The sequence below is a fragment of the Conyzicola sp. genome (assembly GCF_057073975.1).
Genome location: NZ_JBXMIS010000040.1, coordinates 1 through 26,745 on the forward strand (window position 1 = coordinate 1; position 26,745 = coordinate 26,745).

Genomic DNA, 26,745 nt, shown 5'->3' on the forward strand with positions numbered 1-26,745 from the left:
CAGAGGAGGACGCCGTCAGCGCCGGCGTGCCGTCGGCCTTACGGCGCGTGCGCAGCCGCGGATCGGCGAGGTCGTTGAGGCTCTCGCCGACGAGGGTGATGCCGAGCACGACGAGCACGATCGCCAGCCCTGGGAATATCGAGGTCCACCAGATGCCGCTCGTGACGTCGGAGATGGACTTGTTGAGGTCGTAGCCCCACTCGGCCGCCGAGCTCGGCTCGATGCCGAACCCGAGGAAGCCGAGGCCGGCGAGTGTGAGGATCGCCTCCGAGCTGTTGAGGGTGAAGATGAGCGGCAAGGTGCGGGTCGCGTTGCGGAAGACGTGACGGAACATGATGCGCGAGGTGCTCGTGCCGATGACCTTTGCCGACTCGACGTAGGCCTCCGCCTTGATGCGCACGGTCTCTGCCCTGATCACACGGAAGTACTGCGGGATGAAGACAACGGTGATCGAGACGGCCGCCGCGAACACCCCGCCCCACAGGCTCGACTGCCCTCCGCTGATGATGATGGCCGCCGCGATCGCAAGCAGGAGACTCGGGAAGGCGTAGACGGCGTCGGCGATTACGACCATGACCCGGTCGAGCCAGCCGCCGATGTACCCGGAGATCAGGCCGAGGAGCACGCCGAGGAAGATCGACAGGATGACGGCGACCACAATCACGGACAGCGCCGTCTGCGACCCCCAGATGACCCGGGAGAAGACGTCGTAGCCGCCGACGGTCGTGCCGAGCAGGTGCTTGCCGCCGGGCGGCAGCTGGGCGCCGAAGGTGCCGTCGTCGTCGCGCAGCTGCGAGAAGCCGAACGGTGCGATCAGCGGGGCGAGGAGTGCGGTGAGCAGGAACAGCCCCGTGATGACGAGGCCGGCGATGAGCATGCCGCGCTGCAGGCCGACGCTCTGCCGCAGCTGGTGGACGACGGGCAGCCTGCGCAGCCGCTCGGAGACCTTCGTGGCCATCAGTACCTCACTCGTGGGTCGATGAGGGCGGCGATGATGTCGACGATGAAGTTCGACAGTGCGACGATGACGGCGAGCAGGGCGACGATGCCCTGCACGGCGACGAAGTCGCGAGCCGACAGGTACTCGGCGAGCTTGAAGCCGAGCCCCTTCCACTCGAATGTCGTCTCGGTCAGCACCGCGCCGCCGAGGAGCATCGCGATCTGGAGTCCGATCACGGTCACGATGGGGATGAGCGCTGGCTTGTAGGCGTGGGTGCGCACGAGACGGAACTCGCGCACTCCGCGTGACCGGGCGGCATCCACGTAGTCCATGCCGAGGGTGCCGATGACGTTGGTGCGCACCAGACGGAGGAAGACGCCGGCGGTGAGCAGCCCGAGGGCGATACCGGGGAGGACCGCGTGCTGCAGCACGTCGACGACGTAGTCGGCGCGACCCGACCGGATGGCGTCGATGATGAAGATGCCGGTCGCGCCATCCTGGTTCGACAGCGTTAGCCCCGTGCGAGAGCTTGCGCGCCCGTAGTTGGGCAGCACCCCGAGCCAGACGCCGAAGACGAGCTTGAGAAGGAGGCCAGCGAAGAAGACGGGGGTCGCATAGAACAGGATCGCGAGGATGCGCAGCACGGCATCCGGCCACTTGTCGCGGAAGTACGCGGCGACCATGCCGAGCGGGATTCCAACGATGAAAGCCACGATGAGGGCGTAGAAGACAAGCTCGAGCGTCGCGGCACCGTAGGTGACGAGCAGCTCGGTGACCGGCTGGTTGTCAGAGATCGACTGGCCGAAGTTGCCGGTGAGCACCTGGCCCATGTACTCGAGGTACTGCACGATCACGGGTCGGTCGTAGCCGGCCTCGTGGATGAGCTGTTGAAGCTGGGCAGGCGGCAGCTTGTCGCCGAGCGATGCGGTGATCGGGTCGCCGATGGTGCGCAGCACGAGGAAGACCATTGTGAGCAGGATGAAGATCGTCGGGAAGATCAGCAGGAAGCGGATGAGGATGTACCTGCCGAGCCCTCCTCCGTTGGCCGAGCGCCTGCGCGGCGCCGGCGCTGCCGGTTTCGCGGACGCGGTGGTCTGGGTGGAACTCATTGTCACCAATCGAAACGGGACGGAAAGACGAGCAGAGGGGACGACCCGCGTAGCGGGCCGCCCCCTCGTAGCGCTAGAACGACTCTAGCTTCCCGTGACTAGCGGGCGAGAGTGCCGTAGCGGAACTTGAACGATCCGTCGAGAACCGCTCCCGTCACGCCCTTGCCGACAACGGCGATCTGCGCGCCCTGGAGCAGCGGGATGGTGGACAGGTCTGCTGCCACCGCTGCCTGGATGTCCTCGATGAGGCCGGTGCGGGCATCCGCGTCGGTCTCGACCAGCTGCTGCTGGATGAGGGCGTTGACCTCAGGGTTGTCGTAGTGGTTCACCAGGAAGTTGTCCGTGGCGAAGAACGGCGTGAGGTAGTTGTCGGCGTCGGAGTAGTCCGGGAACCAGCCGAGCTGGTACGCCGGGTAGACATCGGCCGTGCGGTCCTTCGAGTACTGAACCCACTCGGTCGACTGCAGCGTGACGTCGAACAGCCCGCTCGCCTCGAGCTGGCTCTCGACGAGTGCGTACTCGTCGCCCGACGACTCACCGTAGTGGTCGGGGTTGTACTGCAGGTTGAGGGCGACGGGGGTGGCGACCCCTGCGTCCTCGAGAACCGCTGCCGCAGCATCCGCGTCGGGTCCGCCGTCCTTGCCGTACAGGTCCTTGAGAACCTGGGTGGCGCCGGTAAGACCATCCGGAACGTAGGAGTACAGCGGAAGGTAGGTGCCCTTGTAGACCTGCTCGGAGAGCTCCTCGCGGTCGACGAGGTCGGCAACGGCCTGACGAACGGCGAGGGCCTTGGCCGGGTCGGCCTCTGCGGTTGCCGCGCCGTATGGCTGGGTGTCGAAGTTGAAGACGATGTAGCGGATCTCGCCACCGGGGCCGACGACGACCTCCACGTCATCGTTCTTCTCGAGGTCGGCGATGTCGGTCGGGGTCAGGCTGCGGTGGGCGACGTCGATCTCGCCCTCCTGGATCGCCAGCTTGAGGTTGGACGCCTCGGCGAAGTACTGCAGCTGCACCGTCGAGGTCTCCGGGGCGCCGAGAACGCCCTTGTAGCCCTCGAATGCCGTGAACTCGACGGCCTCGTTGAACGAGTAGCTCGAGATCGTGTACTGGCCGGCGAAGGCCTCTCCAGCGACGATGTCGTCATCGGAGGTGATCGAGTCGGCGGAGAAGACCTCTTCGTCGACAATCGGCGCGGCCGGGCTCGACAGGATCTGCGGGAAGGTCTGGTCGTTGCCGTTCTTCAGCGTGAAGACGACGGTGGTGTCGTCTACCGCCTCGGTGCTGTCGAGGTTGCCGAGAAGGTAGGACGGGCCGTTGTCGTCGGCGATCGCCAGCTGGCGGTCGAAGGTGAACTTGACGTCGGAGGCGGTGAGGTCGTGTCCGTTGGCGAAGGTGAGGCCGCTCTTGAGGACGACCGTGTACTCGGTCGGGCTCGTGAACTCTGCGCTCTCCGCGATGTCGGGAACGACATCGGAGCTACCGGGAAGGGAGTTGAGCAGGAACGGGTAGACCTGGTTCATGATGGCGAACGAGCCGTTGTCGTACGAGCCAGCAGGGTCGAGCGCCGTGACCTTGTCGGTGGTGCCGACGATGATCGCGTCTCCGCTGTTGGAGTTGTCGCCGCCCGGTGCCGACGTGGCGCAGCCGGCGAGAACCATGGCTGCTGCCGCGGTCGTCGCGAGAGCGGCAAGCGTGCGCTTGCCGTGGATGGATGCGGATGTCATATCCGTCTACCTCTTCCTTGTGGGTTGCAGGGACAGTGTCGCGGGCACGGCGGTTCGCCGTGCGCACACACACTGCTGTGGTCTAGTCCTAACACGGTTGTCAGACCGGATTCCACCGCAGCCTGCGCGAGCGGTCACATGTTTACACAAAAGCAACAATGACCCCCGGGCGGGGGTATACCCCCTAGTCTGGCCGAATCGCCCGGCGGTCCGCCTCGATGGCGACGAGCTCTCGCTGGAGGGATTGATACTTTGTTGCGTCGGCCGCAGAATCCGTGCGTTGTAGTGCGCCGACCAGCTCTTTCTTGCGTCGCAGCAGATCACGGTCGACGATGGCGACGGCGAGGCTCACGCAGTACGCAGCCATGAAGTCCTCGCGCGCAGGGATCGGCGCCACCCCGAGCTGCTGCACGAGCATCGAGTAGTGCGACGGCACCTCCGCCGCGATCACCTGCAGCCAGGTCGGCGATTCGAGGTGATCGATGCTCGTCGCAATGGCGTCCCGCACCACCGCGAGACTCTCGTCTCCGAACCGAACGTCGGCGATGCGGCTGATGAAGTCGCGGCCGACCGATTGAGGATGCTGCAGCAGGGCCATGACGACGTCGCGCTCCAGTCGCGTGGAAGCATCGGTGCCCAGCTGGGTGAGGCTCGGACCCTGCTGCGGTGCGTCCGGCTGCGGTTGCGTGGCGGTGTCGGGCTGTCGGCTCGTGGAGCCGCGGACGGCGCGCGCGACCTCGTCGACATCCATTCCGAGCCAGCCGGCGAGGTTGCGGGTGTACCCGCCCGACATCGACGAGTCGCGGATGCCGGCGACGATCGGTGCGGCCTCTCGGAGCGCCGCGACCCGCCCCTCCACGGTCTCGAGATTGTGAGCCGCGAGCACGCGGCGCACCATGAACTCGAACATCGGCTTGCGGGTTCGCACGAGCCTGCGCACCGCGTCGTCGCCGCGCTGGAGACGGAGGTCGCACGGGTCGAGTCCGTCGGGGGCGACGGCGACGAAGGTCTGCGCGGCGAAGCGCTGCTCCTCGGCGAACGCGCGGCTCGCCGCCTTCTGGCCTGCCTCGTCGGGGTCGAAGGTGAAGATGACCTCTCCGGTGCCGGTCGAGTCGCGGTTGTCGACGTCGCCCATGACCCGGCGGATGATTTTGATGTGGTTGGTTCCGGGTGTGGTTCCACGGTGGGCGACGGCCTTCGCCACGCCGGCGAGGTGGCAGGCCATGACATCGGTGTAGCCCTCGACCACGACGACCTGGCGGCCTCTGGCGATGTCCTTCTTGGCCAGGTCGAGCCCGTAGAGCACCTGGCTCTTGTGGTAGACCGGGGTCTCTGGCGTGTTGAGGTACTTCGGGCCGGTGTCGTCATCGAGCAGTTTGCGGGCACCGAAGCCGAGGGTCGCACCGGTGACGTCGCGGATGGGCCACACGAGTCGTCCGCGGAACCGGTCGTACACGTCGCCACGGTCGCCCTTGCCGATGAGCCCGGCGGTGACGAGCTCCTCCTCGGTGAAGCCGAGGGAGCGCAGGTGCTTTCCGAGCACGCCGCCGCGCGGAGCGAAGCCGATGCCGAAGCGCTGGGCGGCTCCTGCGTCGAAGCCGCGCTCGCCGAGGAACGCCCGCCCTGGCTCTGCCTCCGGTGTGCCGAGCTGCGCGACATAGAACTCGGATGCCGCCGCATTGGCCGCGAGAATTCGCGCCCGTGCGCCGTGATCGCTCGCCTGCCCGCCGTCCTCGTAGCGCAGCTCGTAGCCGATGCGGGCGGCCATGCGCTCCACGGCCTCAGAGAAGCCCACGTGGTCCATCTTCTGCAGGAAGGTGAAGACGTCGCCGCCCTCGCCGCAGCCGAAGCAGTGGTAGAAGCCGACCTGGGGCCGCACGTGGAAGCTGGGGCTGCGCTCCTCGTGAAACGGGCACAGGCCCTTCATCGAGCCACCGCCAGCGCTCTTCAGCGTGACGTAGTCGCCGACGATGTCGGCGATGTTGGTGCGCGCTCTGACCTCGTCGATATCGCTTCGTCGAATGAGGCCTGCCACGAGGTCGATTCTACGGTCGCGCGTGTGCGCGCGCTCGCGTCGTCCTCACCGCAGGAGCGCCTCCGCGCGCCACCCCGCGCGCCACCCCGACCTCCGCACAAACCTCCGCCCTTTCGGAGATTCAGGACTCGTCGCCGAACGAACCCGGATGGCACGCTTCACCATGACGCGGGACGCCGCGAGTCCTGAAACTTCGACGGTACGGGAGGGGGTGATGCGGATGCGAGCGGAGCCAGCCGCTCTAGCCGACGGCGGTGAAGCGTGCCATCGCAGACTGGTCGGTGAGGGATGCGACCTGGTCAACGACAACGCGACGGCGGGCGGCGTCGCTGACGGCATCCATCCAGTCGGCGGCGAAGCCGTGGTCGAGCTTCGACGGGTCGGCCCAGAGCGCATCCGCCAGCCCGGTGAGCACCTCGCGCTGCTCGGTGTAGAGCGGCTTGCGGGAGTTCGTCGACATGACGTTGGCCGCCACGATGCCCTTGAGCACGGCGATCTCTGCCTCGATCTCGCGGGGAACAGCGAGGTGGGCGTTGAAGCGGATCAGGCTCTCGCCCTCGTAGATCTCGCGCGTGGCCGAGATGGCAGCGCCGGCGAACCGGCCGATGAGCTGCGACGTGAGGTTCTTGAGCCGCCCGTGCGCCTGCCGGCTGCCGTCCCACTCGGCGATCCAGAAGGGGAGGTTGTCGAGTCGGTCGAAGGCGGCGATGAGCTCCTCGTGGCTGAACTCTCCTCCGATCCAAGCGAACATCGACGTGACGAGGGCGTCGTGATCAACCCGAGCGCCGAGAGCGCGCACGTCGATGAAGTCGCCGACGATCGCATCCTCGAAGTCGTGCACCGAGTAGCCGACGTCGTCGGAGAAGTCCATGACCTCTGCCTCGATGCAGCGTCGGCGGTCTGGGGCACCCGCGCGCAGCCATTCGAAGGCGGGGGTGTCGTCGTCGTAGAACCCGAACTTGCTGCGGCCGCTCGGGTCGGGAATGCCCTGCGCCGACGGCCACGGATACTTCGTGGCGGCGTCGAGGGTTGCGCGGGTGAGGTTGAGGCCGTAGCTGCGCCCGTCGGGCCCGAAGGTCTTCGGCTCGATGCGCGTGAGCAGGCGAAGCGTCTGGGCGTTGCCCTCGAATCCGCCGATGTCTGCTGCCCAGTCGTTGAGGGCTCGCTCGCCGTTGTGGCCGAAGGGCGGGTGGCCGAGGTCGTGGGCGAGGCATGCCGTGTCGACGACATCGGGATCGAGCCCGAGAGCAGTCGCGAGCTCTCTGCCCACCTGGGCGACCTCGAGCGAGTGCGTGAGCCGGTTGCGCGCGTAGTCAGCCGCGACCGTCGGGCTGAGCACCTGGGTCTTGCCAGCGAGCCGCCGCAACGCACTCGAGTGAACGACGCGCGCGCGATCGCGGGCGAAGTCGCTGCGACGACTGGAGTGGTACTCGGGAAACCAGCGCTCGGCATCCTGTTCTGAGTACTGGCCCTCAGCCGCCACTGTGATGCAACTCCGCCTCGGTGAGCTCGGCGCGGTGGGTCTCCTGCAGCTCGCGGCTGTCGAGCCAGCCCTGCGGCAGCGTCGGGCTCTTGGGGCTGCCGGCACGCCCGCGCTGCCCTTCGGCTCCGATGCCGGGGTAGGGCTGGTCGTGGTCGAGCATCGCGAGCAGGTCGTCGAGCTCGGCGAGGCTGCGCACGCTCGCCAGCGACGCCCGCAGGTCTCCCCCGACGGCGTATCCCTTGAAGTACCAGGCGACGTGCTTGCGGATGTCGCGGCAGGCGCGATCCTCGTCGCCGCCGAAGAACTCGGTCAGCAGCTCTGCGTGGCGCTTGAATGCTGTGGCGACGAAGCCGAGTCCAGGCTCGAAGGTCGTCGTATCGCCGCGGAAGGCGGCGGCGAGGTCGCCGAACAGCCATGGGCGCCCGAGGCAGCCGCGACCCACGACGACACCGTCGCACCCGGTCTCCTCGACCATGCGGATCGCATCGGCGGCACCCCAGATGTCGCCGTTGCCGAGCACCGGGGTGTCGGTGATCGTCTCCTTGAGGCGGGCGATCGCCGACCAGTCGGCGGTGCCGCTGTAGAACTCCGCAGCGGTGCGCGCGTGCAGGGCGATGCTCGCAACCCCCGCACCCTGCGCGGCCTTCGCCGCCTCGATGTAGGTGAGGTGGTCGGCGTCGATGCCCTTGCGCATCTTGATGGTCAACGGGATGTCGCCCGCGGCATCCACTGCGTTCTCCACGATGGCTCTGAAGAGGTCGAGCTTCCACGGAAGCGCCGCCCCGCCACCGCGACGGGTGACCTTCGGCACCGGGCAGCCGAAGTTGAGGTCGATATGGTCGGCGCGGTCCTCGGCGACGAGCATCGTGACGGCCTCGCGCACCGTCTTCGGGTCGACGCCGTAGAGCTGGATGCTGCGGGTCGTCTCCGACTCGTGGTGGCTGATGAGGCGCATGCTCTCTGGCGTGCGCTCGACGAGGGCACGGCTCGTGATCATCTCGCTGACGTACAGCCCGGCGCCGTACTCGCGGCAGAGCCGGCGGAACGCCGTGTTCGTGATGCCGGCCATGGGCGCCAGCACGACCGGCACATCCAGCTCGAGGGAGCCGATGCGCAGGGCGGGCGCGGCAGCCGAGACAATGGACATATGTCAATTCTCCCAGACAAATCGGGTCGCGACCGCGTCGCGGCCGACGCCGCGTCCCGTGGCATCGCGATCGAGTTCGTCGAGCGCACGGCGGCGCGCTCCCTCGAGGAGGCCGCCGACATCCTCGGGATCACTCCAGGAGACATCGTGAAGTCGCTCGTGGTGAAGCGCCATGACGGGAGCTTCCTCTTCGCGCTGGTTCCCGGTGACCGCCAGATCTCGTGGTCGAAGCTGCGCGCCGTGGTCGGTGTCAACAAGCTGCAACTTCCCGCGGCTGAGGTCGCCCTTGACGCCACAGGCTATGAACGGGGCACCATCACCCCACTCGGCAGCACGACGGCCTGGCCGGTCTACGTCGACGATCGCGTCGCGGCGCGGCGGGTATCCATGGGTGCGGGAGAGCATGGGCTCAGCCTGTTCGTCGATGCGGATGAGCTTGTCGCCGGCCTTGGAGCAACCTACGCGGACATCAGCGACTAGCCAGTCCGGACCGGCGGCTGACCGGATCCTCCGCTCCTCGGGCCGGGCAGGTCTTGTGCCTCAGACCCGGTCGGAGTCGATCGCCCGGTTCACGACTGCCTGCTCGTGGTGTTGCGGAATCTCGCAGACGTCTCCATCGCACGAGGCGGCATTCGCCTCGCCGATGATCAGCAGCGGTGTCGTGTCCATCAGGCTGCACCCTTCTCTGCGTGTACCTGTGCCAGCACGTTAGCGAAGGTCTGCGCCTCCTGAGCGCCAGACACCCCGTACTTGCCGTCGATGACGAAGAAGGGAACGCCTTGGATGCCGTACTCCCGCGCCAGGGCGACGTCGGCCTTGACGTCGGCGAGGAACCGATGTGACTCCAGCGCCGCCGTCACCTCTGCCTCGTCGAAGCCGAGTTCACCGGCGATCGCCACGAGGTCAGGGATGCGGCCGACATGCTCGCCATTGACGAAGTAGGCCTTGAGCAGGCGCTCCTTCATCTCGAGCTGGCGGCCCTTCGACTTGGCGAAATGCAGGAGCTCGTGGCTGATCACGGTGTTCGTCTGGTGAACGTGGTCGTAGTCGTAGTCGAGTCCGACGCTTGCGGCGATGCCGGTGACGCGTTCGAGCATCTGCTCAACCTGAGCCATCGGTAGCCCCTTGCGCTCTGCAAGGTAGTCGGCCGGGCTGCCGTCGAAGTCGACCGGGGTGTCGGGTGCCAACTCGAAGGAGTGGTACTCGACCTCGACTTCTCCCCCGAACTCTGCCGCTCCGGCCTCGAACTTGCGCTTTCCGATGTAGCACCATGGGCACTGCACGTCGGACCAGATGTCTACCTTGATGGCGTTGCTCACCCCAAGGCCAACGCCAGTCGCACCCGCTCAATTCCCGCCCCCACCCGATTCCTCTCTCGGAGATTCAGGAGTTGCCGCGACGAGGCGCGCGCCAGCATCGCCTTTCTCGGTCTTCGACGCCGTGGTCCTGAATCTTCGGAATCTGGGAGGGGGGTGCGCTCGGCCATGGCCGCTCGCACCGCCGACAGCACCAACGGCCACTCCCCGAAGACCATCGAGGCGGGAGGGCGCAAGGCATGAAATCGCTCTATCGTCGCGTGGATGTCTTTGCGACGGTCGCGGGCGAAACGATTCTCGTGAAATTCTCTGCCGTCCACCTCGATCGCCACGGATTCCTCGACGACGAGGTCCAGCGGCTCGCCCGTTGCGAGCAGCACCTGGCTCCTGACGGAGAACCCCTCGAGCCGGAGGCGTGTTCTGGCCAGAGACTCCGGCAGACTGTCGCACTCGGCGTCGAACCACTCCGTCGGAATGCGGCGGGAGCGCGGAACCCCGAGCATGAGGGACTCGACATCGAACTCGTCGATGGCCCCGGTGCGAAGCGCCCAGTCGACTGCGGCGATCGCAACCTCCAGCGCTTCATCGCACACGACGCGACGTAGGGCATCGAGCAGGCCAACGGAGGTTGCATCGCCGCGATCGGCGACATCCCGGCCGTCCCAGTGCAGCACGACCCCCGCTGGCGCACTCACGTCGATGCGATGGTGACGATTCTGCTGGGTGCGCAGCCGCGCTGCGTTCTCAGCGACCGAGACGTGCAGCGGATGCTCTCCCAACACCCAGCCGCCCATCGCGATGATCGCCGAGACGCCTGTCAACCGCCCGCCCACGCGCACGGCTCGAACGCGGGCGTCACTGGCGGGCAGCACGGTGTACCAGCCGAGCCTGGCCCGCAACACCTCCCCCGCCCGCACGGCCGCCGTCAGATCGACGTCTCGCGCTCCGCGTCGAACCAGCTGCTGCTTCTGCGCCATGCCGCCGAGCGACCGCACGATCGCTGCGATGTCTCTCATGGCGCCATGGTGGGACCGCGGCGGCGTGCGGTTAGCCTCGGCCGGAGTATCTGGGCACTCCCGCCATGTACCTCCGCTGTGGACGACCCGCCCCCAACGGAGTTTCAGGAGTCGAGAGCTCGTTCGGGCGCATTCGCGACACCAACGGACAGCAATGACGCTCGAGTCCTGAATCTCCGAAGAAAGGCGGCGCGGTGGGGAGGGTGACGACCGACTGCGCTACGAGCCGATGAGCTGCTCTGCGAGGTAGCCGCGCAGGCGGTCGAGCGAGACACGCTCCTGGGCCATCGTGTCGCGCTCTCGCACGGTCACGGCCTTGTCGTCGAGCGTGTCGAAGTCGATCGTGACGGCGAAGGGCGTGCCGATCTCGTCCTGGCGGCGGTAGCGCTTGCCGATTGCCCCAGCGTCGTCGAAGTCGACGTTCCAGTACTTGCGAAGGTCGGCGGCGAGCTCACGGGCAACCGGCGAGAGCTGCTCGTTGCGCGAGAGCGGGAGAACCGCGACCTTGACGGGCGCGAGCCGGCGATCGAGGCGCAGCACCGTGCGGGTGTCGACGCCGCCCTTGGCGTTGGGTGCCTCGTCCTCTGCATAGGCGTCGACGAGGAAGGCCATGACCGAGCGGGTGAGTCCGGCCGCTGGCTCGATGACATAGGGCGTCCACCGCTCGTCCTTCGTCTGGTCGAAGTAGGAGAGGTCTTTGCCGCTCTTCTCCGAGTGCGTGCGCAGGTCGTAGTCGGTGCGGTTGGCGATGCCCTCGAGCTCGCCCCACTGGCTGCCCTGGAAGCCGAACTTGTACTCGACGTCGACGGTGCGCGAGGAGTAGTGCGACAGCTTCTCGGCGGGGTGCTCGAAGAGGCGGAGGTTCTCCGGCTTGATACCGAGGTCGATGTACCACTGCAGCCGAAGGTCGATCCAGTACTGGTGCCACTCTTCGTCGGTTCCCGGCTCGACGAAGAACTCCATCTCCATCTGCTCGAACTCGCGGGTACGGAAGATGAAGTTGCCTGGGGTGATCTCGTTACGGAAGCTCTTGCCGATCTGGCCGATGCCGAACGGGGGCTTCATGCGCGCGGTGCCGAGCACGTTGGCGAAGTTGACGAAGATGCCCTGGGCGGTCTCGGGGCGAAGGTAGTGCAGCCCCTCCTCGTTGTCGACGGGGCCGAGGAAGGTCTTCAGCAGGCCGGAGAAGTTCTGCGGTTCCGTCCAGGAGCCGGGCTGGCCGGTGTCGGGGTCCTTGATGTCGGCAAGGCCGTTGACGGGCGGGTGGCCGTGCTTCTCCTCGTAGGCCTCGAGCAGGTGGTCGGCCCGGTAGCGCTTGTGCGTGTGCAGCGACTCGACGAGAGGGTCGGTGAAGACCTCGACGTGGCCAGAGGCCTCCCAGACGGCCTTCGGCAGGATGACGGCGGAGTCGAGGCCGACGACATCGTCACGACCCTGCACCATGGTCTGCCACCACTGGCGTTTGATGTTCTCCTTGAGCGCGACACCGAGCGGCCCGTAGTCCCATGCCGACCTCGAGCCACCGTAGATCTCCCCCGACTGGAAGACGAACCCGCGGCGCTTGGCGAGGTTGATGACGGAATCGAGGGAACTTGCCACAGGGTAACTCCAAAGGTCAGCCGCGCTGGATGAGCGGTCGAATAGCTGGAGCAAGCCTAGCGGCGCGTCGAGAGGCCTCCGACCGCCTCCACGGCCTCGGCGACGCGCTGCACCACCACGGCGACCTCGTCGAGCGTCGTCGATTCGGAGAGGGTGAAGCGCACAGCTGTCTGGGCGACGTCGGCCGGGATGCCCATTGCGGTGAGCACGTGCGACGGCTCATCGCTACCCGCCGCGCACGCGGAGCCACTCGAGCACGTGATGCCATGCCTCTCGAGCTCGAGCAGGACGGCCTCCCCGCTCGTTCCGGGGAAGGCGAAGGATGCGTGGTTGGCGAGACGGTGCTCGCGTGACCCGGTGAGCACGGCTCCCGGTACCGCGGCCAGCACGCCGTCGATGAGGGCGTCGCGCACGGCGGCGTCGTGCCCACGGGGTGCCAGCTCGAGGGCCTTCGCGAGGCCGACGAGAGCCGCGACGTTCTCTGTGCCGGATCGGCGTCCACGCTCCTGCCCGCCGCCGTGCAGCAGCGGCTCCAGCGGGATACCCGCCCTGAGCACGAGCAGCCCGACTCCTTTCGGGGCTCCGAGCTTGTGCCCCGCGACCGTGATCGCGTCAGCGCCGAGATCCGCCAGCGTGACCGGGAGCCAGCCCGTCGACTGCACGGCGTCTGTGTGGAAGGGCACGCCGGCATCCTTCGCGATTGCTGCAAGCGACGCGATGGGCTGCACGACGCCAACCTCGTTGTTGGCGTGCTGGATGCTGACGAGCGCCGTATCGGGGCGAATCGCGGCAGCGAGATCGGACGCCGCAACCAGCCCGTCGGAGTCGACCGGGAGCACGGTGAGCGAGGCGCCGTGGTGCCGCACCAGGTAGTCGCAGCTTTCGAGCACGGCCTCGTGCTCGATCGCGCTGGTGATGATGTGACGCCCCCGAGTCGAGGCCAGCACGATGCCCTTGACCGCGAGGTTGTCGGACTCCGTGCCGCCGGAGGTCACGATGAGCTCGGCTGGCCGGGCTCCGAGGAGCGCTGCAAGGCCGGCGCGGGCGGCGGCGAGGGCTCGCGCCGCGCTCTCGCCGACCTCGTGGTGCGAGGAGGGGTTGCCGTACTCCCCGACGAGGTACGGCCACATCGCCTCGAGCACCTCCCGGCGAACGGGGGTGGATGCCGCGTGGTCGAGGTAGATCACCGAACCTGAACGTCCAGTCCGAGGTCGAGGGCCCGCACGCTGTGGGTCAGCGCGCCGACCGAGATGATGTCGACGCCGGTCGAGGCGATGTCGGCGACGGTCTCGAGGGAGACTCCCCCGCTCGCCTCGACCACGGCACGGCCGGCGACGATCGCCACCCCCTGCCGCAGCTCGTCGACGGAGAAGTTGTCGAGCATGATGACGTCGACGCCGCCAGCGAGCACCGGCTCGATCTGGTCGAGCCGGTCGACCTCGACCTCGAGGCGCATGGTGTGCCCGAGCTGGCTGCGGGCAGCACGGATGACGTCGGTCACCGACTGCCCGGCTGCCGTCAGCACCGCCAGGTGGTTGTCTTTGGCAAGTACGGCGTCCGACAGCGAGTAGCGGTGGTTGAAGCCGCCACCCGATCGCACGGCATGGCGCTCGATCGCGCGAAGGCCGGGCGTCGTCTTGCGGGTGTCGACGATGCGGGCCTCGCCGGCGAGGGCGACATACTGCGCCGTGAGGGTCGCGATTCCCGACATGCGCTGCACGAGGTTGAGCGCGATGCGCTCTGCGCGCAGCACGCCGCGGGCGTTGCCGGAGATGACCGCGAGCACGTCGCCGGCAGCGAAGCGCTCGCCATCCTCGATCTGCAGCTCGACGGAGATCGACGGGTCGACGGCTGCGAAGGTCGCCACCAGCACCGCCCCGCCGCTGAATACACCCGGCTCGCGCGCGTTGAACTCAGCAGTGGCCACGGCGGTGGCAGGAACGAAGAGCTCAGACGTGACGTCGCCCCACGGCGCGTCCTCCTCGAGAGCAGCGAAGACGATCGTCTCGATAGCGGTGTCAGTCAACACGGGCGACGACCTTTCGCATCCACGACAGGTGTCGTTTGAACGCCGGCGATGTCTCGGGGAAGTCGTCGCGGTAGTGGGCGCCGCGCGACTCCTCCCGCGCGAGGGCGGCAGAGACCACGAGCCGGGCGAGGTCGAGCAGGTTGCCGTCCTCCCGGGCGGCGACGCTGTCGTCGACCGACGTCCAGCCAGCCAGAATGCCGGCAGCCTCGGCCAGGGCGTCGGCGTTGCGATAGAGCCCTGCCGTGTGCCACATGAGCTGCTGGAGCTCGGCCCGGTCGACGACCGTCTGCATCGGCGAGGCCTCCGGTGCGATGTCGGCCGACACCTCGACCTCGAGATCGATCCACGGCTCGTCGAGCGCCACCGCTGCCCGCCAGGCGAAGACGAGCGACTCGAGCAGGCTGTTGGACGCGAGGCGGTTGGCTCCGTGCACTCCCGTGCACGAGACCTCGCCGATCGCGAGAAGTCCGCGCAGGGTGGTGCGGCCGTCGTCGTCGGTGCGCACGCCTCCCATCCAGTAGTGCGCCGCTGGCGTCACCGGAATCGGCTCCGTGCCCCAGGCGAAGCCGTGCTCCTCGACCACCTTCGTGATTCCGGGGAACCGGTCGGCGAGGAACGCGGTGCCGAGTGCGGTCGCGTCGAGCAGCACGGGAGCGCCGCCCTGCTTGGCCATCTGCGAGGCGATTCCGCGGGCGACAACGTCGCGGGGGGCAAGCTCTCCGTCGGGATGCACATCGAACATGAATCGACGCCCGCCGGCATCCAGCAGCACGGCCCCCTCGCCGCGCACAGCCTCGGAGACGAGCGGGTTGCCCGGCACCGCGAGCGAGTTCGGGTGAAACTGGGAGACCTCCACGTCGCTCACCGCCGCGCCGGCGCGCAGGGCCGCTGCGACGCCGTCGCCCGTCGTCACCGTCGGGTTGGTGGTGTGCTGGTAGAGCTGGCCTGCCCCGCCGCTGGCGAGGATGACGAAGTCGGCATCGACGCGGCGCTCTGTTCCGTCGGCGAGCAGCAGGTCGACACCGGTTACCCGGTCGTCGGCCACGACGAGGTCGACCATGAACGTGTGCTCGTGCACCTCGACAGCAACATCGCGAACGGCGTCGACGAGGGCGAGCTCGACGACGAGTCCGGTGGCGTCTCCGCCAGCGTGGATGACGCGACGGTGGCTGTGCGCCGCCTCGTGACCCCGCGCGAGCTCCGTGCCCTCCCGGTCGAAGGCGACGCCGAGGTCGATGAGGTCGCGGATGCGCTGCGGCCCCTCCGCACACAGGATCTCTACTGCGTGGCGGTCGTTCAGCCCTGCGCCGGCCTTGAGCGTGTCATCGACGTGCGACGCGACAGAGTCGTCGGGGAACATCGCGACGGCTATGCCGCCCTGGGCGTACTTGGTGTTGCTCTCCGACAGCTCTGCCTTCGTGACGAGCGTCACGGTGTGGCGCTGCGACGCCTTGAGGGCGGCGATCAGACCGGCGATGCCGGTGCCGACGACGACGACGTGCGCCATCAGGCGGCCGCTACCGGTGGCTTGGCGGCGAGCATGCGCTCGAGGGCAACGCGGGCGTGCCCCTTGACGTCGTCCGACACGGTGATCTGGTTGAGCACCTCACCGCGCACGAGCCCCTCGAGCACCCACGCGAGGTATCCGGGGTGGATGCGGTACATCGTCGAGCATGGGCACACCACGTCGTCGAGGCAGAAGATCGTATGCTGCGGGAACTCGGCGGCCAGGCGGTTGACCATGTTGACCTCCGTGCCGATCGCGAACGTGGTCGGCTCCGTCGCACCGGCCACTGCCTTGCGGATGTAGTCGGTCGATCCGGCCTCGTCAGCGGCGTCGACGACCTCCATCGGGCACTCCGGGTGCACGACGACGCGCACCCCGGGGAACTCGGCGCGGGCGCGATCGATCTGTGCGACCGTGAAGCGCTTGTGCACGCTGCAGAAGCCATGCCACAGCACCACCCGTGCGTCCGCGATCTGCTGGGCGGTGTTGCCGCCGAGCGGCTTGCGCGGGTTCCACATCGGCATGAGCTCGACCGGGATGCCCATGGCCTTCGCCGTGTTGCGCCCGAGGTGCTGGTCGGGGAAGAACAGCACGCGCTGGCCCCGCTCGAGGGCCCACTCCATGACGGTCGCGGCATTCGAGGAGGTGCAGACGATGCCGCCGTGCTCCCCGCAGAATCCCTTGAGGGCAGCGGAGCTGTTCATGTAGGTGACCGGGATGATGGGCACACGGCCATCGGCATCCGGTTCTGTTCCGTAGATTGCCTCGAGCTCTGCCCACGCGGCCGTCACCGAGTCGATGTCTGCCATGTCGGCCATCGAGCAGCCGGCCGCAAGGTTCGGCAGGATAACCGCCTGGTTCTCCTGCGCGAGGATGTCGGCGGTCTCTGCCATGAAGTGCACACCGCAGAACACGATCGCCTCGGCGTTCGGCACGGTCTGCGCGGCGTTGGCGAGCTGGAACGAGTCGCCGAGGAAGTCGGCGTGCTGCACGACCTTGTCGCGCTGGTAGAAGTGCCCGAGGATGACGACGCGCTCCCCGAGGGTCTCTTTCGCGGCGCGGATGCGGTCGTGCAGCTCGTCGTTGGACGCCTGCTGGTACTCGAGCGGCAGCACCCCCTGCCGCGGCGCGCCGACGGGGATGATGTCGCCCATCGACGCCCCAGGTCCGTACCCGGGCAGCGGCTGCGCATCGAACACCCATGGCCCCTCGGCGAGCTCTGTCGTGCACACACCGCCGTTGGTGATGCCCGACACGATCTCTTTGATCGTCGTGTCGACGGATGGTGACATGGTCATGCCTCAATTCTGGTGGTGAGCGGGCCGTTGTCTGTCATGGCAGCGGTGGAGTCGTAGCGGTACAGGCGTGGAGGGCGGTGACGTGCACCGGTCAGGCGCTCCCCCGTGTCGATGAGGCTCTTCTCGAGCTGACGGCGAAAGTTCGCCGGATCGACAGGCTTCTGCAGGACGGCCTCGTAGACCTCGCGTAGCTCGGCAAGGGTGAAGGTCGGCCCGAGGAAGGCGTGGGCGATCTGGCTGTACTCGAGCTTGTTGCGCAGTCGCCAGAGGGCGTAGTCGACGATGCGGTTGTGGTCGAAGGCGAGCTCTGGCAGCTCGTCTGCCGGAAACCACTGTACGTTCTCACCCTCGGCAGCCAGCGCCGCCTCGTCGGACCGCACGAGAGCCCAGTAGACGACGGAGACGACCCGTTGGCCCGGGGAGCGGTCGACGTCGCCGAAGCAGTAGAGCTGTTCGAGGTATGTGCTGCGCAGGCCCGTCGTCTCGAGCAGGTTGCGGCCCGCTGCGGCCTCGAGCGCCTCGCTCGCCTCGACCGGGCCGCCTGGCAGCGCCCATTGTCCGCCGAACGGTTCACGGATACGGCGCACGAGCGGTATGCGCAGCCCCTCTGCTCCGAGCGCGAAGATGACGGTGGATACGGCGAGTGCCGTGCCGTCCAACGCCTGGCTCATGGGAATCCGATCAGTAAAGGTCATTGTGACCTTTACTGATTCTAGCCCCTGCCCCCGCACGTTTGTCGAATCGCACCTGTCGCCCCTTCGAAGATTCAGGACTCGCGGTCGCGAACACGGCGTTAGTGCGTCTCAGGGCGCGTGGCGACGCGATTCCCCTGAATCTTCGAAACCAGGCTCGTCGCGCAGCTCCCACGGCAGGTCGGGATCGAGAATCACCGGTTCAGACGGTGGGCTGTCGAAGCCCGTGCGGATGCCGGGGTCGAATGCGCCGAGTCGGCTTCGGCTGCGCAGGATGGACGACAGTCGATCCTGCGTGGCGCGATCACCGCCGTAGAAGAGGCGGCGGATCTTCCCCATCAGGCTCACGACGTCGGCGCGTCAACCGCGCCGCCGAAGCGGCGGTTGCGACTGCTGTAGAGCTCGATCGCGCGCCACAGATCCTCGCGCGAGAAGTCGGGCCAGAGCGTGTCAAGGAACACCATCTCTGCATATGCGCTCTGCCAGAGCATGAAGTTGCTCGTGCGCTGCTCGCCAGAGCTGCGCACGAAGAGGTCGACGTCGGGCAGGTCGCCGGCGTAGAGGTGCTTCTGGATCGACTTCTCTGTGATCGGCGAGCCGTCGGCTGCCATCGCGCGGACGGCATCCACGAGCTCCTGACGCCCGCCGTAGTTGACGCACATCGTGAGGGTCAGTGTGCTGTTGTGCGCCGTGAGCCGCTCGGCAAACTGCAGTTCGTCGATGACGGAGCGCCAGAGGCGCGGCTTGCGGCCAGCCCAGCGCACCCGAACTCCCCAGTCGTTGAGCTGGTCGCGGCGGCGGTGCAGCACGTCGCGGTTGAATCCCATGAGGAAGCGCACCTCCTCCGGGCTGCGCTTCCAGTTCTCTGTAGAGAAGGCGTACACGCTCAGGTGCTTGACACCGGCCTGGATGGCGCCGGCCACCACATCCAGCAGCGCCGCCTCCCCTGCCTGGTGGCCCTGCGTTCGCGTCAGCCCCTGGCGGTTCGCCCAGCGGCCGTTGCCGTCCATGACGATCGCGACGTGCTTCGGCACCTCAGGGAAGGCTGGTGGGTAGAGGTTCGTCCAGTCGACGGGTTTGAAGTCGACCGCGTCGCGGTGCGTTTTGGGTGCGGGGCTCACGCCGGTGTCCGATCCACGTGCTGCAACGACCGGAGGGTGCGCTCGAGGTGGAACTGGGCGTAGGCGGCGACGATGCCGCTCGCCTGGGCCTGGTGGCGCTCGTCTGCGGCCTCGGCGACATCCCAATCCCCGCTGAGCAGGGAGCCGAGCAGGTCGATGGTGGCCGGGTCGAGGCGCGGCGAGCCCGGAGGCGCCACATGATCGGCGACCATTCCGCCGAGCTGCGCGACGAAGACCGTGTGCGGCCCGGCGACACCGGTCACAGCGCACGCTCCGAAGCTCGGGGCCCAGCCGGCGATCGAGAGGGCACGAAGGAGGTAGGAGTCGAGGGTGAGCGAGACGGGGTGCTCCGCGCGGGAGAGGGAGCGGAGGGCGCCGACCAGCAGGAGGTACTGCTGGAGGCTGCCGTCGTCATCCGTGATCTTGTCGGCGGTCTCGACCATGACGCTCGCCGCCGTGTACGCGCCGTAGTCGCTCGTGATGTCGGCGCCGTAGCTGCCCAGGGACTCGGCCTGGGTCACGATGTCGAGACTGCGACCCACGTAGCACTGCACGTCGACGACCATGAACGGCTCGAGCCGGGCGCCGAACTTGGAGGCCGTGCGGCGAACGCCCTTCGCGACAGCGCGGATCTTGCCGTGGCTGCGCGAGAGCATCGTGACGATGCGGTCTGCCTCACCCAGCTTGTGGGTGCGCAGCACAACGGCTTCGTCACGGTAGGTCGGCACTCACCCATTATCGGTGGTGCCTCTGGCTCAGGCCCGTGGACGCCCCGTGAACTCGTCCATGCTCGAGTAGACCCGAAACACCTTTCCGGCCAGGAAGTCCCACGCTCGAAGCGGCAGTAGGCCGCGGAACACCTTCGAGACCCCCACCATGGCCGGCATCATCAGCAGTGGCGTACCGCGCTTCATCGCCGTCCAGACACGCGCGACCACAGCATCCGGCTTCATCAGCGGCGTGAGGCGTGGACCCCGCGCACCCGCGAACATGCCGGTCGAAATGTAGCTGGGGCACACCGTGACGACCGCGACGCGCGTGGATGCGAGCTCTAGTCGCAGCGAATCGCTCCACCCGACCATCGCCCACTTGCTCGCTGCGTAGACGCTCATTCGTGGGTTCGAGATGAGACCGGCGGCCGAGGCGATGTTGACGATTCGCGACTCCCCCGAACTCGCGAGCATGCCGGGCAGGAACTCTCGCGTCACGTGCATCGGCGCGAGCGCGTTGATGCGCATGGTGAGCTCGATGTCTGCATCGTGATCGTGCTCGACGAACAGCTTGCCTCGCACTATGCCGGCGTTGTTGATGAGCACGACCGGGTCGCCGACCTCCGCTCGCACGAGTGCGGCGACCCGCACGATGTCTGCGGCGTCGGCAAGGTCGACCACGTACGGCCGGGCGCTAGCGCCGAGTTCGGCTGCCGTCTCGGCCAGCAGTTCTGCGTTGACGTCCCACAGCACGACGGTTGCGCCCTCGGCGGCCGCGAGTCGCGCATACAGGCGCCCCATGCCCATGGCGGCACCGGTGACGAGGACGATGGATCCGGCAACGGTGCGCATGATCAGAGAATACGACCGCTATCGTCTCTGTGTGAACACGATGGCGGTCGAGCAGTTCGAGGCAGTTCGACCACGTCTGTTCGGCATCGCCTACCGCATGCTCGGGTCGGCCAGCGAGGCAGAGGACATCGTGCAAGACACGTGGCTGCGCTGGCACACCGTGGAGGATGCCGTCGACAACCCGGCCGCCTACCTCGCCACCATCACCACGCGGCTCGCACTCACCGCACTGGACTCGGCGCGCGCACGCCGCGAGACCTACATCGGCCCGTGGCTGCCGGAGCCGGTGGACACCTCCTCCGACCCGCTTCTCGGGGCGGAGAGCGCCGAGGCCCTGTCGCTCGGTGTTCTGCTGCTGCTCGAACGATTGACGCCCGCTGAGCGCGCGGCCTACGTGCTGCGCGAGGCATTCGGCTACAGCTTCCGTGACATCGCCGAGGTGCTGCAGATCACAGAGCCCAACGCGAGACAGCTCGCCAGCAGGGCGAGAACCGCCATCGACGAGGACCGCGCGCGGCCGGTGAGCGACGAGGACCGCGACCGCCTCCTCACAGCATTCATCGCCGCCGCCCAGGCGGGAGACATCGCCGGCCTCGAACTCGTGCTCGCCGCGGATGCCCGCACCCTTTCCGACGGAGGAGGAGTCGTCTCCGCGGCGCGCAAGCCGGTCATCGGCCGGGAGCGCGTCGCGCAGTTCCTGCTTGGCGTGCTCGAGAAGTTCGCGTCGGACCTCGTGCCGGTGGCGGTTACTGCCAATGGCGAGCTGGCTTTCGTCGGGCTGCGAGACGGCGTCCCAATCGCGCTCTGGACGGTCGAGATCGGCTCGACCGGCGTCGAGAACGTCTACATCGTGCTGAATCCGCAGAAACTGTCACAATTCGGGGGCCTGCTCGGTCATAGCTCGTGAAACCCCACGAAAGGACATCATGAGCACCATCCTCGTCACCGGCGGTACCGGTGGACTCGGCCGACCGACCGTCGCGCGCCTACGGGCAGAGGGCCACGACGTCCGCGTTCTCAGTAGGCGTGCCGGCGACGGCCGCGTCGTCGGCGACCTCGCCACCGGCAGCGGCCTCGCCGCAGCACTCGAGGGCGTCGACGTCGTGCTGCACCTCGCCACCAATCGCCGCAAGGACGCACCGGGCACCGCGAGGCTGCTCGAGGCCTCAGGGCGGGTCAGCCACTTCGTCTTCATCTCCATCGTCGGCGTGGAGAAGATCCCCTACTTCTACTACCGCGACAAGGTGGTGTGCGAGGGCCTCATCGAGGCGTCGGGGGTGCCGTTCACCATCCTGCGGGCCACCCAGTTCCACGACTTCGTCGGCGCGTTCCTCCTCTGGCAGCGCCGCCTGGCTGTCGTGCTGTCGTTCGATGCCCCGGTGCAGACCATCGCCGTGGAGGAGGTTGCCGACCGGCTCGTCGAGCTCGCATCCGCTGCACCCGCGGGTCGGGTCGACGACATCGGCGGACCGCAGCTCACGACCATGCGCGAGCTCGTCGACACCTGGCAGGGCGCTGCGGGCACGCGCAAGCCGGTCTGGACGCTTCGGCTGCCCGGCGCGGCCTTCGCCGGCTTTCGGGCGGGTCACCACACCACGGGCCTGCCGGGATACGGCACGGGCACGTTCGCAGAGTACGCCGCGACGGCGGCCACCCGATGAGGCTCGCAATTCGCATCGGCCTTGTCACCCTTGCCGCCATCCAGTGGATCACCGGCCTGTGGATGCAGTTCCTGCCAGAGAGCTTCTACCGCGACTTTCCGACCGTCAGCCTCACTCCCCCGTTCAGCGAGCACCTCGTTCGCGACTTCGGCGGTGCATCCATCGGACTCGCGGTCGTCGTCACCGCGGCTGCCATCTGGATGGATGCCCGGCTCACGGTCGTCGCCCTGGTCGCCTACCTCGCCTACGCGATCCCGCACCTCGTCTTTCACCTTGGCCACCTGCACGACGCGACGGCCGCCGACACCGCGTTCATCCTCGTCTCGCTCGGTGGCTCTGTCGCTCTCCCCTCGGTGGTGCTCGCACTCGCGGTGATCGAGGCACGACGACGCCGTGCTAAGAATGGGGCGTGACTGAGGGCGTCTTCTCCATCCCGCTGTGGATCGATCTGCTGGCTGTCGGCATCGGCAGCATGCAGGGGGCTGCCTTCGCCGCCCAGTTCCGCGACCGTCGACTCGACCTGCTCGGGGTCGCCGTTATCGGCATCGCCGTCGGCTTCGGCGGCGGACTCATTCGCGACATCCTGCTCAACCAGGTTCCACTCGCACTGCAGAGCAACTGGTATCTGCCGGTCGCAACAGGAGCGGCACTCGTCGGAATGCTGCTGCAGCGCCTCGTTCACCGGCTGGGCGTCACCATCAACGTGCTGGATGCCGTCACGATCGGCATGTTCTGCGCCATCGGCACCACGAAGGCGCTCGCTCTCGGGCTGCCGATCGTGCCGGCGATCTTCGTCGGCTCTGTCGCTGCCGTCGGCGGATCGGTGCTGCGGGACCTCCTGCTCAACCTGCCGATCGCGATCATGCAGGTGGGCTCGCTCTATGCCGTCGCCGCCATCGCCGGAGCCTCGACCCTCGTCATTCTCGACTCGCTCGGGGTCGAGGTGTTCCTCGCGGGTGTCGTCTGCGTCGTGGTGACCTTCGGGGTGCGCGTGCTCGCGGTCGCATTCCACTGGACGCTGCCAGAGCAGCGCACGCTGAGTCGCAGCGACATCCGCTGGACGCGCCGCTCGACCGGCGACCCAACCTCCTAGGAGGTTTCGGAGATTCAGGACTGGCGCGTTGTGCGCGCGCGTTCGAGCGCTCGCAGGGGTATGCGAGTGGCTCGAGTCCTGAATCTCCGAAGGGGGTGGGCCGCAGAGCAGTCGGGCGCCTACGCCTCGACGAGCTCCCGGTCGCCGACCTCCGTGCGAACCGCACGGTTGACGGCGGAGACAACAGCCTTCAGGGATGCCGTGGAGATGTCGACGTCGATGCCGACGCCCCACAGGCGCTTGTCGCCGACCTGCAGCTCGACATAGGCCGCGGCAAGGGCGTCACCAGAGGCAGACAGCGCGTGCTCGACGTAGTCGTACAACCGGATCTCGTGGCCCTGCTTCGCCATGATGCCAATGAAGGCGTCGATGGGCCCGCTGCCGACGCCCATGGCCTGCACGTCGTCGTCGCCGACGCGCAAGTGGATGTCGAGTGAGGTCGACCCGTGCAGGTCGCTCTCTGTTCGGGTGGAGTGCAGTTCGTAGCGCCCCCACTTGGCCTCGGGGTTCTCGGTCGGCGCCGGCAGGTACTCGTCCTGGAATACGTGCCAGATCTGCTCGCTCGTGACCTCGCCGCCCTCCGCGTCGGTCTTGGCCTGCACGACACCGCTGAACTCGATCTGCAGCTTGCGCGGCAGGTCGAGGGAGTGGTCGCTCTTGAGCAGGTAGGCGACCCCGCCCTTGCCCGACTGCGAGTTGACGCGGATGACCGCCTCGTAGCTGCGGCCGAGGTCTTTCGGGTCAACAGGCAGGTATGGCACACCCCAGACGAGGTCGTTGACCGTCACGCCCTTCTCGAGCGCCTCAGCCTCCATGGCCTCGAAGCCCTTCTTGATCGCGTCCTGGTGGGAGCCGCTGAAGGCGGTGTACACGAGGTCTCCGGCCCATGGGCTGCGCTCCGGCACGGGCAGCTGGTTGCAGTACTCCGCGGTGCGCTTGACCTCGTCGAGGTCGCTGAAGTCGATCATCGGGTCGATCCCCTGCGTGAACAGGTTGATTCCGAGCGCGACCAAGTCGACGTTGCCGGTGCGCTCGCCGTTGCCGAACAGGCATCCCTCGATGCGGTCGGCGCCGGCCATGTAGCCCAGCTCGGCGGCCGCAATCGCCGTGCCGCGGTCGTTGTGCGGGTGCAGCGACAGGATGATGCTGTCGCGCCTCGCGAAGTTGCGCGACATCCACTCGATCGAGTCGGCGTAGACATTCGGCGTCGCCATCTCGACGGTGGCGGGCAGGTTGATGATGACGGGGCGCTCCGGCGTGCCCCCGAGTGCGTCGACGACCTGGTTGCAGATGTCGACGGCGAACTCGAGCTCTGTGCCGGTGTAGCTCTCTGGCGAGTACTCGTAGTGCACGTCGACCTCTGGCACGGTGGCCTCTGCGGCCTTGCACAGGCGTGCGCCCTCAAGGGCGATGTCGACGATTCCCTGCTTGTCGGTGCGGAACACGACGTCGCGCTGCAGGATGCTCGTGGAGTTGTAGAGGTGCACGATCGCACGCCTTGCGCCGGCGATCGACTCGTAGGTGCGGTTGATCAAGGTCTCGCGCGCCTGGGTCAGCACCTGGATCGTCACGTCCTCAGGAATGAGGTCTTCCTCGATGAGCGAGCGAACGAAGTCGAAGTCTGTCTGGCTGGCCGAGGGAAACCCGACCTCGATCTCCTTGTAGCCCATCTTCACGAGCAGGTCGAACATGATGCGCTTGCGCTCTGGGCTCATCGGGTCGATGAGCGCCTGGTTTCCGTCGCGCAGGTCGACGGCACACCAGCGGGGTGCCTCGGTGATGCGCTTCGACGGCCAGGTGCGGTCGGGCAGGTCGACGACGATCTGCTCGTGGAACGGCTTGTACTTGTGGATCGGCATGCCCGAGGGGGCTTGGAAGTTCTTCATGGGGTCCTTCTCTTCGACTGGTCAGTTAGTCGGGCCAACGACAAACTCCGCGACGAGGGAGGCCTCTGGTTAGGACTCGTCGCGGCAGCTAAGAAGGAGCAGGCCGTACAGCACGATTTCAGGCTAGCACTACCCGACGCGTTCGGGGGCAACTGTTGCGTCGTACACGAATGGATGCGGCGGCCCCGTCTCCGGGGCCACCATCCACTATTCGACGGCGAGCGCTGCAACCGGTGCGACGCGCGTCGCGCGGCGCGACGGGCCGACGGATGCCGTGACGGTGAGGAGACCCGCCAGCACGACAACCCCGGCGATGAAGGGGATCGGCATGCCCGGCGGCACGATCCCCGGGCTTCCGTTGATACTGCCGAGCAGCGACTGGGCTCCGGCCCAGCCGTAGAAGGAGCCGAGGGCAAGCCCCACGACGACGGATGCGAGGGTGAGCTGGGCGCTCTCCGCCACGATCATCGATCGCACCTGCCGGCCCGTGAATCCGAGCGCGCGCAGCAGGCCGAGCTCCCTCGTGCGCTGCATGACGCTCAACGAGAGGTTGTTCACCATGCCGACCGCGGCGATGAGCGCGCTGAACCCGACGAGCACGGAGAAGATGATCACCGTGATCAGGAGGGTCGTGTCGATGCCCGCGTAGTAGTCGGGATTGTTCGCCTGCGCGATCGCCAGCAGGTTCTGATAGCTCTGCAGGGCAACGGCGAACATCGTGACGAGCGTCACGCCGATGACGAGGCCGATCGTCGTGCGCGATGATCGCTCTGGATACCGCATCGCATTCTCCGCTGCGAGGCGCGCGGGCGCGCTGCGGCCGAGCGCACGGCCGACAAGGCGAAGCACGGGTGGCATCACCAGGTGCGCACCCATGACAAGGCCGGTGAACGAGAGCACTCCCCCGACGATGCCGATGAGAACGGCCCCGGGGTGCAGGAGGCCGAGCAGCATCGACAGCACGAGCACCCCACCGCCGACAGCGAAGAGAGCGATGGCCGCGCCGCTGCGACCACGAGAGGCGATGGACTCCTCTCGGCTGCTCTCTGTCGCCGCCCCGGTGGCCTGCATCGGTGTGACAACGAGAACGCGGCGGGAGCCGATCCAGGAGGCGAGCCAGGTCGTCAGTGCCACGGCCACGATCGGCAGGAAGAGCGACGGGGAGTAGAACATGAACCCGATATCGGGAACAACGCCGAGGCCGACGGTGATCGCAACGGCGGCGGAGGTCACGAGACTGCCGACGACGGCACCTGCCAGGGCACCGACGATGCCGACCACGAGGCCTTCCCGTGCCAACGCACGACGCTGCGCTGCCGCCGTTGAGCCGATCAGCCGCATCAAGGCGATGGTTCTCGTGCGTCCGGCGATGATCGTGGCGAAGGTGTTCGCGGTAACCACAGCGCCGACGTAGATCGCGATGACGATGAAGACGTAGGCGAGAAACCCGAGGAAGAAGACGACGGTGTCGCTCTGGCCGGTCACGGAATCGGCGAGGATGATCTGGGTCAGCACGGTGAAGAACTC

At 67.5% G+C, this 26,745-nt stretch carries 26 protein-coding genes; 5 read left to right on the plus strand and 21 right to left on the minus strand.

Annotation, left to right across the window (positions count from 1 at the left end; translation table 11 throughout):
* The 6 genes from AC14A7_RS03630 to dusB form a co-directional block, all read right to left on the minus strand.
* Positions 1 to 958 (minus strand): ABC transporter permease (locus AC14A7_RS03630; protein ID WP_484006523.1); only part of this gene is annotated, 958 nt, incomplete at its 3' end.
* Positions 958 to 2,049 carry an ABC transporter permease gene (locus AC14A7_RS03635; protein WP_484006524.1) on the minus strand — a complete coding sequence of 364 codons (1,092 nt, stop codon included), beginning with the start codon at positions 2,047 to 2,049 and terminating at the stop codon, positions 958 to 960. The genes AC14A7_RS03635 and AC14A7_RS03630, both read right to left, overlap by 1 nt.
* A gap of 98 nt (positions 2,050 to 2,147) precedes the next feature.
* Entirely contained in the window at positions 2,148 to 3,773 is a 1,626-nt protein-coding gene (locus tag AC14A7_RS03640; protein WP_484006525.1) for an ABC transporter substrate-binding protein, read from the minus strand.
* A gap of 184 nt (positions 3,774 to 3,957) precedes the next feature.
* Positions 3,958 to 5,808: a DNA primase gene (gene dnaG, locus AC14A7_RS03645; RefSeq protein ID WP_484006526.1), complete on the minus strand. Its 1,851-nt coding sequence runs from the start codon at positions 5,806 to 5,808 to the stop codon at positions 3,958 to 3,960.
* A 241-nt stretch (positions 5,809 to 6,049) separates the two neighbouring features.
* On the minus strand, positions 6,050 to 7,291 hold the full coding sequence (locus AC14A7_RS03650; protein WP_484006527.1) for a deoxyguanosinetriphosphate triphosphohydrolase: 1,242 nt from the start codon (positions 7,289 to 7,291) through the stop codon (positions 6,050 to 6,052).
* The gene (gene dusB / locus AC14A7_RS03655; RefSeq protein ID WP_484006528.1) at positions 7,281 to 8,438 is read right to left on the minus strand and encodes a tRNA dihydrouridine synthase DusB; all 1,158 of its coding nucleotides are present in this window, start codon (positions 8,436 to 8,438) and stop codon (positions 7,281 to 7,283) included. The genes AC14A7_RS03650 and dusB overlap by 11 nt, the downstream gene beginning before the upstream one ends.
* On the opposite strand from dusB, the gene AC14A7_RS03660 reads away from it, so the two are divergent.
* The gene (locus tag AC14A7_RS03660) at positions 8,439 to 8,918 is read left to right on the plus strand and encodes an aminoacyl-tRNA deacylase (protein WP_484006529.1); all 480 of its coding nucleotides are present in this window, start codon (positions 8,439 to 8,441) and stop codon (positions 8,916 to 8,918) included.
* Between the two features lie 60 nt (positions 8,919 to 8,978).
* Here AC14A7_RS03660 and AC14A7_RS03665 read toward each other — a convergent pair whose 3' ends face one another.
* The 13 genes from AC14A7_RS03665 to AC14A7_RS03725 all read right to left on the minus strand — a co-directional run bounded on the left by AC14A7_RS03665 (position 8,979) and on the right by AC14A7_RS03725 (position 20,578).
* Entirely contained in the window at positions 8,979 to 9,107 is a 129-nt protein-coding gene (locus AC14A7_RS03665) for a hypothetical protein (protein ID WP_484006530.1), read from the minus strand.
* Positions 9,107 to 9,757, minus strand: coding sequence for a DsbA family oxidoreductase (locus AC14A7_RS03670; protein ID WP_484006531.1), 651 nt, complete (start codon positions 9,755 to 9,757; stop codon positions 9,107 to 9,109). Before AC14A7_RS03670 ends, AC14A7_RS03665 begins: the two co-directional genes overlap by 1 nt.
* Positions 9,754 to 10,770 (minus strand): hypothetical protein, encoded by a 1,017-nt coding sequence (locus tag AC14A7_RS03675; RefSeq protein ID WP_484006532.1) that lies wholly within the window; start codon positions 10,768 to 10,770, stop codon positions 9,754 to 9,756. Before AC14A7_RS03675 ends, AC14A7_RS03670 begins: the two co-directional genes overlap by 4 nt.
* A gap of 219 nt (positions 10,771 to 10,989) precedes the next feature.
* The gene (locus AC14A7_RS03680) at positions 10,990 to 12,369 is read right to left on the minus strand and encodes a glycine--tRNA ligase (RefSeq protein ID WP_484006533.1); all 1,380 of its coding nucleotides are present in this window, start codon (positions 12,367 to 12,369) and stop codon (positions 10,990 to 10,992) included.
* A gap of 56 nt (positions 12,370 to 12,425) precedes the next feature.
* Entirely contained in the window at positions 12,426 to 13,556 is a 1,131-nt protein-coding gene (locus AC14A7_RS03685) for a cysteine desulfurase family protein (RefSeq protein WP_484006534.1), read from the minus strand.
* The gene (nadC, locus tag AC14A7_RS03690; RefSeq protein WP_484006535.1) at positions 13,553 to 14,398 is read right to left on the minus strand and encodes a carboxylating nicotinate-nucleotide diphosphorylase; all 846 of its coding nucleotides are present in this window, start codon (positions 14,396 to 14,398) and stop codon (positions 13,553 to 13,555) included. Before nadC ends, AC14A7_RS03685 begins: the two co-directional genes overlap by 4 nt.
* Positions 14,388 to 15,905, minus strand: a complete 1,518-nt coding sequence (gene nadB / locus AC14A7_RS03695) for an L-aspartate oxidase (RefSeq protein ID WP_484006536.1) — start codon at positions 15,903 to 15,905, stop codon at positions 14,388 to 14,390. Before nadB ends, nadC begins: the two co-directional genes overlap by 11 nt.
* The gene (nadA, locus tag AC14A7_RS03700) at positions 15,905 to 17,203 is read right to left on the minus strand and encodes a quinolinate synthase NadA (protein WP_484006537.1); all 1,299 of its coding nucleotides are present in this window, start codon (positions 17,201 to 17,203) and stop codon (positions 15,905 to 15,907) included. The genes nadB and nadA overlap by 1 nt, the downstream gene beginning before the upstream one ends.
* On the minus strand, positions 17,200 to 17,874 hold the full coding sequence (locus AC14A7_RS03705; RefSeq protein WP_484006538.1) for an NUDIX hydrolase: 675 nt from the start codon (positions 17,872 to 17,874) through the stop codon (positions 17,200 to 17,202). Before AC14A7_RS03705 ends, nadA begins: the two co-directional genes overlap by 4 nt.
* A gap of 132 nt (positions 17,875 to 18,006) precedes the next feature.
* Positions 18,007 to 18,234: a hypothetical protein gene (locus AC14A7_RS03710; RefSeq protein WP_484006539.1), complete on the minus strand. Its 228-nt coding sequence runs from the start codon at positions 18,232 to 18,234 to the stop codon at positions 18,007 to 18,009.
* A gap of 5 nt (positions 18,235 to 18,239) precedes the next feature.
* Entirely contained in the window at positions 18,240 to 19,016 is a 777-nt protein-coding gene (locus AC14A7_RS03715; RefSeq protein WP_484006540.1) for an isoprenyl transferase, read from the minus strand.
* Complete coding sequence (gene recO, locus AC14A7_RS03720; RefSeq protein WP_484006541.1) at positions 19,013 to 19,744, minus strand: DNA repair protein RecO; 732 nt, start codon at positions 19,742 to 19,744, stop codon at positions 19,013 to 19,015. Before recO ends, AC14A7_RS03715 begins: the two co-directional genes overlap by 4 nt.
* 27 nt (positions 19,745 to 19,771) lie before the next feature.
* Complete coding sequence (locus AC14A7_RS03725; protein WP_484006542.1) at positions 19,772 to 20,578, minus strand: SDR family NAD(P)-dependent oxidoreductase; 807 nt, start codon at positions 20,576 to 20,578, stop codon at positions 19,772 to 19,774.
* A gap of 40 nt (positions 20,579 to 20,618) precedes the next feature.
* Here AC14A7_RS03725 and AC14A7_RS03730 point away from each other — a divergent pair, with 40 nt between their 5' ends.
* From AC14A7_RS03730 to AC14A7_RS03745, 4 genes are read left to right on the plus strand one after another with little or no spacing between them, the layout of a single operon-like run.
* Entirely contained in the window at positions 20,619 to 21,485 is an 867-nt protein-coding gene (locus AC14A7_RS03730) for an RNA polymerase sigma-70 factor (protein ID WP_484006548.1), read from the plus strand.
* A 19-nt stretch (positions 21,486 to 21,504) separates the two neighbouring features.
* Entirely contained in the window at positions 21,505 to 22,239 is a 735-nt protein-coding gene (locus AC14A7_RS03735; RefSeq protein ID WP_484006543.1) for an SDR family oxidoreductase, read from the plus strand.
* Positions 22,236 to 22,652 (plus strand): hypothetical protein, encoded by a 417-nt coding sequence (locus AC14A7_RS03740; protein WP_484006544.1) that lies wholly within the window; start codon positions 22,236 to 22,238, stop codon positions 22,650 to 22,652. The genes AC14A7_RS03735 and AC14A7_RS03740 overlap by 4 nt, the downstream gene beginning before the upstream one ends.
* Entirely contained in the window at positions 22,649 to 23,332 is a 684-nt protein-coding gene (locus tag AC14A7_RS03745) for a trimeric intracellular cation channel family protein (protein WP_484006545.1), read from the plus strand. Before AC14A7_RS03740 ends, AC14A7_RS03745 begins: the two co-directional genes overlap by 4 nt.
* Before the next feature lie 119 nt (positions 23,333 to 23,451).
* Here AC14A7_RS03745 and leuA read toward each other — a convergent pair whose 3' ends face one another.
* Together leuA and AC14A7_RS03755 are read right to left on the minus strand one after the other, a co-directional pair.
* Entirely contained in the window at positions 23,452 to 25,218 is a 1,767-nt protein-coding gene (gene leuA, locus AC14A7_RS03750) for a 2-isopropylmalate synthase (protein ID WP_484006546.1), read from the minus strand.
* Positions 25,219 to 25,425: 207 nt separating this feature from the next.
* Positions 25,426 to 26,745 (minus strand): ABC transporter permease (locus AC14A7_RS03755; protein WP_484006547.1); only part of this gene is annotated, 1,320 nt, incomplete at its 5' end.

What these genes read in the sequence shown, in the direction of transcription:
- AC14A7_RS03705 (WP_484006538.1), bottom strand. Translation starts at nt 17,874, where the DNA reads ATGAGCCAGGCGTTGGACGGCACGGCACTCGCCGTATCCACCGTCATC.
- nadA (WP_484006537.1), bottom strand. Translation starts at nt 17,203, where the DNA reads ATGACCATGTCACCATCCGTCGACACGACGATCAAAGAGATCGTGTCG.
- AC14A7_RS03730 (WP_484006548.1), top strand. Translation starts at nt 20,619, where the DNA reads ATGGCGGTCGAGCAGTTCGAGGCAGTTCGACCACGTCTGTTCGGCATC.
- AC14A7_RS03635 (WP_484006524.1), bottom strand. Translation starts at nt 2,049, where the DNA reads ATGAGTTCCACCCAGACCACCGCGTCCGCGAAACCGGCAGCGCCGGCG.
- AC14A7_RS03640 (WP_484006525.1), bottom strand. Translation starts at nt 3,773, where the DNA reads ATGACATCCGCATCCATCCACGGCAAGCGCACGCTTGCCGCTCTCGCG.
- AC14A7_RS03725 (WP_484006542.1), bottom strand. Translation starts at nt 20,578, where the DNA reads ATGCGCACCGTTGCCGGATCCATCGTCCTCGTCACCGGTGCCGCCATG.
- leuA (WP_484006546.1), bottom strand. Translation starts at nt 25,218, where the DNA reads ATGAAGAACTTCCAAGCCCCCTCGGGCATGCCGATCCACAAGTACAAG.
- nadB (WP_484006536.1), bottom strand. Translation starts at nt 15,905, where the DNA reads ATGGCGCACGTCGTCGTCGTCGGCACCGGCATCGCCGGTCTGATCGCC.
- AC14A7_RS03735 (WP_484006543.1), top strand. Translation starts at nt 21,505, where the DNA reads ATGAGCACCATCCTCGTCACCGGCGGTACCGGTGGACTCGGCCGACCG.
- AC14A7_RS03675 (WP_484006532.1), bottom strand. Translation starts at nt 10,770, where the DNA reads ATGAGAGACATCGCAGCGATCGTGCGGTCGCTCGGCGGCATGGCGCAG.
- AC14A7_RS03660 (WP_484006529.1), top strand. Translation starts at nt 8,439, where the DNA reads ATGTCAATTCTCCCAGACAAATCGGGTCGCGACCGCGTCGCGGCCGAC.
- AC14A7_RS03665 (WP_484006530.1), bottom strand. Translation starts at nt 9,107, where the DNA reads ATGGACACGACACCGCTGCTGATCATCGGCGAGGCGAATGCCGCCTCG.
- dusB (WP_484006528.1), bottom strand. Translation starts at nt 8,438, where the DNA reads ATGTCCATTGTCTCGGCTGCCGCGCCCGCCCTGCGCATCGGCTCCCTC.
- AC14A7_RS03710 (WP_484006539.1), bottom strand. Translation starts at nt 18,234, where the DNA reads ATGGGGAAGATCCGCCGCCTCTTCTACGGCGGTGATCGCGCCACGCAG.
- AC14A7_RS03740 (WP_484006544.1), top strand. Translation starts at nt 22,236, where the DNA reads ATGAGGCTCGCAATTCGCATCGGCCTTGTCACCCTTGCCGCCATCCAG.